The 3,960-nt window shown below is 46.2% G+C and carries 5 protein-coding genes; 2 read left to right on the plus strand and 3 right to left on the minus strand.

Annotated features, from left to right (window positions below; translation table 11 throughout):
* The first annotated feature begins 273 nt into the window (after positions 1-273).
* Complete coding sequence (locus QUA38_RS27905; protein WP_333096143.1) at positions 274-438, plus strand: hypothetical protein; 165 nt, start codon at positions 274-276, stop codon at positions 436-438.
* A 148-nt stretch (positions 439-586) separates the two neighbouring features.
* Here the strand turns inward: QUA38_RS27905 and QUA38_RS27910 are convergent, their stop codons facing one another.
* Entirely contained in the window at positions 587-835 is a 249-nt protein-coding gene (locus QUA38_RS27910) for a hypothetical protein (protein WP_333167619.1), read from the minus strand.
* 289 nt (positions 836-1,124) lie between these two features.
* Between QUA38_RS27910 and rpoD the strand changes: the two genes are divergently transcribed.
* On the plus strand, positions 1,125-2,291 hold the full coding sequence (rpoD, locus tag QUA38_RS27915) for an RNA polymerase sigma factor RpoD (protein ID WP_333165178.1): 1,167 nt from the start codon (positions 1,125-1,127) through the stop codon (positions 2,289-2,291).
* A 210-nt stretch (positions 2,292-2,501) separates the two neighbouring features.
* On the opposite strand, the gene QUA38_RS27920 is transcribed toward rpoD, so the two are convergent.
* Positions 2,502-2,654 (minus strand): chlorophyll A-B binding protein, encoded by a 153-nt coding sequence (locus tag QUA38_RS27920; protein WP_194066599.1) that lies wholly within the window; start codon positions 2,652-2,654, stop codon positions 2,502-2,504.
* Between the two features lie 149 nt (positions 2,655-2,803).
* Positions 2,804-3,925, minus strand: a complete 1,122-nt coding sequence (locus QUA38_RS27925; RefSeq protein ID WP_445305126.1) for an ABC transporter ATP-binding protein — start codon at positions 3,923-3,925, stop codon at positions 2,804-2,806.
* Positions 3,926-3,960 lie beyond the last annotated feature (35 nt).

Raw genomic sequence — 3,960 nt, forward strand, 5'->3', positions numbered from 1 at the left:
GGTGGTTTTTGCCATTGACGCGACAAACTCGTGTCGAACTGCTTAAATAAGAATGTGACGTTAAGAACTTAATGTGATTTAACGTTAAAATTAAACCCAATTTCTGAGATTTGAGCTAACTTAACAATGAAAGCCCCTGTTGCACTACTCAACCCGCAACGCTTCATTGGGGGTCAGAGTCGGTCTCTAATCCAGAGTGGCCGGCTTAAAACTAAAGCTACGAGCTTTATTCAATCGCAGATTGCGTATGATTCAATTCAGGGAAACAGGGTAATGATGGGTGTATCTACACGGATTGTATTGGTTCCAATTTGGGCAACTCAAAAATTGTCTGCTAAGTGTCTGGCCAACTACGCCGCAGCCGTTCACCCAGATATACGCAGAAAACAGCGCCGTTCGATCGTGCCAAAGTTTTTGCGGGCCGTTCTCAGGATTTAGCAGAGCCGGACATGAGTTAGTATTGTCAAGCTAAGCTGACAGAGTTTTCCTAGTTCTTGACAAACAATGGAAAACAACTTCCATTTTTTGTGAGAAAGGCTACAATCGGGAAGGTCTTTGCAAGATCCAATTCTCCCCGTTTGGTGCTTCAACCCTCTGCTGTTGCATTTGAGCCAGCAGACCGATATCCAAGGTGGCGAAAATTTGCCGTGCAACTGTCATGTCTGACAACCGGAGTCAAAGCAAGGCGAATCAAAAGTTCGACACCTCCAATACAAAAGTTAGAGGGTTCCGTGCCGGAAAACTTGTAGGGGTAAAAGCTCGAAGTACCGAGTAAAAAAGCCAGTATTTTTGGAAGTGCGATCGATCGTACTTCATGGTTTGCTTCTCTGGGCAAGGTATTGCAGATGATGTGGTAACTCGCTCCGAAAGAAAAAGCCGCTAGCTCAATTTAAGGTCGCGATGTTAAAATCGGCGATCAATAGAATGCGCTGCCTGCTTCAAACCCGAACTCGAACTTTGAGTCATAAAACTGGTGCAGTTTTGGTAACAGATTCAGCTAGCAGACCGAAAATCCCACTATTTTTTCCTGCGGGAATGTCAATACTGGCTAACTTGTCTAAACTACAAACAGACACTATTCCACTGTTATTTATTCTTTAATTCAGGAGCATGAGGAAGACGGCATGATCCAGGCTAACACCGTACTCGAAACCACAATTACACCGGAAATGGAAACAATCGAGTTGCTTCGGAGCGCCGAAAGCGTTCTACCTGAGAGCGAGTTAGAACTCTTTATCGACGAAGAAGACGATCGAGAAGAATTCTTAGACTCTCAATCTGAGGACGACACTAAATCTGGCAAAGGCGCCAAAGCCCGCCGCCGGGCTCAGGCAAAGAAAAAGCATTATACTGAAGACTCTATTCGTCTTTACCTCCAAGAAATCGGTCGGATTAGACTGCTGCGAGCTGACGAAGAGATTGAACTAGCGCGCAAGATTGCAGATTTGCTGGAATTAGAGCGAGTTCGAGAACAACTGCTCGAAGAGTATAACCGCGAACCCAAAGACAGCGAATGGGCTAATGCTGTAGATATGGCACTACCTGCATTCCGTCACCGACTTCACGTTGGTCGGAGGGCAAAGGAAAAAATGGTGCAATCAAACCTGCGTTTGGTGGTGTCGATCGCCAAAAAATACATGAATCGCGGTTTGTCTTTCCAAGATTTGATTCAGGAAGGCTCTTTGGGTCTGATCCGGGCCGCTGAAAAATTCGATCACGAAAAAGGCTACAAGTTTTCTACCTACGCAACTTGGTGGATACGTCAAGCCATTACCCGGGCAATCGCCGACCAATCCCGCACTATCCGCCTACCGGTTCACCTTTACGAAACCATTTCGCGGATCAAGAAAACTACCAAACTCCTGTCTCAGGAAATGGGTCGCAAGCCGACGGAAGAAGAAATTGCTACCCGCATGGAGATGACGATCGAGAAGTTGCGGTTCATTGCTAAGTCCGCACAGTTGCCCATCTCTCTAGAAACTCCGATCGGCAAAGAGGAAGACTCGCGTCTGGGAGACTTTATTGAATCTGACGGGGAAACGCCAGAAGATCAAGTCTCCAAAAACTTGCTCAGGGAAGACTTGGAAAGCGTTTTGGATACTCTCAGTCCCCGAGAACGAGATGTACTGCGACTGCGTTACGGCTTAGATGACGGACGGATGAAGACCTTGGAGGAAATTGGTCAAATCTTTAACGTCACCCGCGAGCGGATTCGCCAAATCGAGGCTAAAGCTCTGCGGAAGTTGCGCCATCCCAACCGGAACAGCATCTTGAAAGAATATATCCGCTAGAGTAATTTGCTAGCATCACCCGAAAGAGTGATTAGCACTCTTTTGGGGGGGAGACCCCCCGCCCCGGTTTGGGCTATAGCTGTTAAATTTTGTGCGACTAACTGCCCGGAGCAAGTGGCTATTTGCTGGCAAAATCGCGCTGCCAAAATTTAGGGAGTCCGTTACGGAACTCCCAAGCTTTGCAGTGTCACAAAAGTCTTAACTAGAAACTTAAATCACGCCCCAAAAGTGAAGCAGGCCTTGACCGGAAACCAATTCAATGATGACAGCGGCAGAGAAACCAATCATCGCCAAACGACCGTTCCAATTTTCGGCTCCTTCGCTGAAGCCCCAGTTCCAAGCGTTGCGTTTTTGTTCTTGCATAGTGCGAACTCCTTTCGTTAACTTGTGTAAGGCTTATGTAAATAAATATAACATTACTTGATAAAAATGCAAGCTTGTGATTAGTGATATCGGTCACAACGGTCGTGAAGCGAAGCTATCCCGGAGGGAATCGACCTTGATGATTTTGGCTAACGAGGAAAAATAGCCAACTCGGTATCAGGGTCGAACAAGTGAATCTTGTCATGGGCGATGGCCAACCAAAGCTCCTCGCCAACTCGGATCGATCGCTCAGGAGGAACCCGCACTTGCATCCGCACCGCCGGAGCATCCGTCAAACAAACCCCCAAATAAGTTTCGTGTCCCAAAGCCTCTACAATTTCCACTTGTACCGAAAGATTTTTGGTAGCCGGAGGGTTAATGCTCAGATGTTCCGGCCGAATGCCCAAAATTAGCCCTCGCCCGTCATATTGTTGTAAACTTTTTGCCCAAATATCGGGTAAAGTAAAGCGAAATTGCGGGTGAGAAATCAACAGCGGAGCACTAAATTCCACCGACAAGAAATTCATCGGCGGAGAACCGATAAACTCAGCAACAAATAGATTAGCCGGCTTGTTATAAAGCTCTAGAGGTCGAGCTACTTGCTGAATCTGGCCGACCTTCATAATAGCAATCCGATCGCCCATAGTCATCGCCTCAGTTTGGTCGTGAGTCACATAAATAGTTGTAGTTCCCAACTGTCGCTGCAACTGCACAATTTGCGATCGAGTTTCCGCCCTCAATTTCGCATCAAGATTCGATAACGGTTCGTCCATCAAAAAAACTTCAGGATTTCTAGCCATCGCCCTACCCAAAGCTACCCGCTGCTTTTGCCCTCCCGAAAGTTGTTTCGGCAAGCGATTTAAAAGAGATTCTATTTGCAATAATTCAGCTACCTCTCGCACTCGTTTTCCTACAGCCTTTTCCCGTTCCGACAAATAGCGCAAACCCGGAGGCAACTTGCGAGTCGCTCCTCCTAAAAAGTCCTCAAACAAAGGATAAATTAGATGATTTTTAAAAGAATGAGAAGGTAAATTATTAATAACCTCTTCTACCTTATTCCTGATCTTTTCTATCTTCTGGATGTTTCCTTCTTCTCCTTGTATCTTCCCTCTTCCTTCTTCCTTCTTCCCTTTTCCTTCTTCCTTCTTCCTTCTTCCTTCTTCCTTCTTCCTTCTTCCTTCTTCCTTCTCCCTTTCCGAGCGGCGCAATCCAAAGGCGAGATTATCGTAAACTGTTAAGTGAGGATAGAGAGCATAATTTTGAAATACCATAGCGATATCTCGGTCTTTAGGAGGCAAATCGTTAA

This window comes from Microcoleus sp. Pol12B4 (assembly GCF_036701385.1).
Classification (GTDB): domain Bacteria; phylum Cyanobacteriota; class Cyanobacteriia; order Cyanobacteriales; family Microcoleaceae; genus Microcoleus.

Coding starts and splice junctions, on each gene's coding strand:
- QUA38_RS27905 (WP_333096143.1), top strand. CDS start 274: ATGATGGGTGTATCTACACGGATTGTATTGGTTCCAATTTGGGCAACT.
- QUA38_RS27920 (WP_194066599.1), bottom strand. CDS start 2,654: ATGCAAGAACAAAAACGCAACGCTTGGAACTGGGGCTTCAGCGAAGGA.
- QUA38_RS27925 (WP_445305126.1), bottom strand. CDS start 3,925: ATGGTATTTCAAAATTATGCTCTCTATCCTCACTTAACAGTTTACGAT.
- rpoD (WP_333165178.1), top strand. CDS start 1,125: ATGATCCAGGCTAACACCGTACTCGAAACCACAATTACACCGGAAATG.